This is a genomic window from Romboutsia maritimum (assembly GCF_002251085.2).
In the GTDB taxonomy this organism is placed as follows: domain Bacteria; phylum Bacillota; class Clostridia; order Peptostreptococcales; family Peptostreptococcaceae; genus Romboutsia_B; species Romboutsia_B maritimum.
In genome coordinates this window covers 1-1,568 of record NZ_NOJZ02000074.1, presented here as the reverse complement: position 1 = coordinate 1,568, position 1,568 = coordinate 1, and the positions used below count along the sequence as shown (strand labels likewise).

At 30.4% G+C, this 1,568-nt stretch carries 2 protein-coding genes; both read right to left on the bottom strand.

The window, feature by feature from the left end:
• Positions 1 to 88: 88 nt before the first annotated feature.
• Positions 89 to 1,162 (bottom strand): protein-glutamate methylesterase/protein-glutamine glutaminase, encoded by a 1,074-nt coding sequence (locus CHF27_RS13680; protein ID WP_199533678.1) that lies wholly within the window; start codon positions 1,160 to 1,162, stop codon positions 89 to 91.
• A gap of 10 nt (positions 1,163 to 1,172) precedes the next feature.
• Positions 1,173 to 1,568: chemotaxis protein CheW (locus CHF27_RS13675; protein ID WP_095404451.1), on the bottom strand; the 396-nt coding region annotated here is incomplete at its 5' end.

The window sequence follows — 1,568 nt, the reverse complement described above, 5'->3', positions numbered from 1 at the left end:
CATTACCTGAACCTATATTACTAAGTTCACGAAATACATTCAATTTATCACACTCGAATTTCATATATACCTACTTTCTATCTAATCTTTAGATTTCACTATTAATTGTCTTCTTTTTTAATTGGTTTAATATAACATTTGGAATCATTTCTAAAGAAGTTTCTTTTGAAACTGCTCCAAGATTCTTGGCAGCCATTGGCATTCCATAAACAACACAAGAATATCTATCTTGGCCAATAGTATATCCTCCTGCTTCCTTTATATCAAGTAGTCCTTTGGCTCCATCAGAACCCATTCCAGTTAAAATAACACCTATTGCATTTTCTTTGGCTTCTTTTGCTACAGATTCAAATAAATAATCTACTGAAGGACAATGACCGCTAATTTTATCCCCTTCTTTAACTTCTAATACATATTTATTGTTTTTCTTTGCAATACCCATTTGTAAAGCTCCTGGTGCTATATATGCATGTCCACTTAATACTTCTTCTCCATCTTTGGCTTCTGATACATTTATCAGACATTCTTTATTTAAACGTTCTGCATACTTTTGGGTAAATACTGGTGGCATATGTTGCGTGATTACAATTCCAGGTAATCCTAAAGGTAATTGCTTTAATAATTTACTAATAGCTTCTACACCACCCATAGATGCTCCAATCGCAATTATATCTTTATCATTTTTTATTCTTATATTGTTAAATGTACTTTTTTTCTGTACAATCTGTGCAGAATAATTAGAACTTTTTTTAGAATCCTTTCTTTTATCCAATTTAGCAACTGAAGCTTCTTTAATTTTTGATGCTAAATCATTAGAAAAGTCATTCATTGTATTTGAATTTGGTTTTTCAACAAATCCAACCGCTCCTGCACTTATAGCTTCAAAGCACCTACCGTCAGCACCACTAATAACAATTGTAGGAATAGGGTTTTGATCCATTAAAATTTTTAAAAATTCAATTCCATTTAATCCTGGCATTTCTATGTCTAGTGTTAATACATCTGGTCTATATTGTATTATCTTATCTCTAGCATCGTATGAATCTTTAGCAGTTCCCACAACTTCCAATTCTGGATGTTCTTGAAGATACTTTGCTATAATACGTCGAAATAGATTAGAGTCATCAATTACCAAGACTTTTATCTTCTTATTATTCTTCATAGACTACCTCTTAATTATTTATAATTGCATTTACATCAAATATCAAACTAATAGAACCATCTTCTAAAATGGAGCAACCTGACATATAAGAGTGAACTTTTTCAAAATGTATCAACAATGTAGGTATTGGTTTTATTACAACTTGTTGTTGACCAATTATGCTATCTACAATGATACAAACACTTCCCATTTCAGATTCCACCAAAATCATAATTCCTTCATCAGATTTTTCTGTACTTATACCTAATATATTTGATAATCTACGAATTTCATAACAATTTCCTCTAATAATACCATGTTCTTCTCCATTTGGATTTTCAACAATTTCATAAGCACCATGTCTAAATACTTCTTTTATATTAAGTGCTGGAATAATATATATTTCATCACCTATTCGTACTTTCAT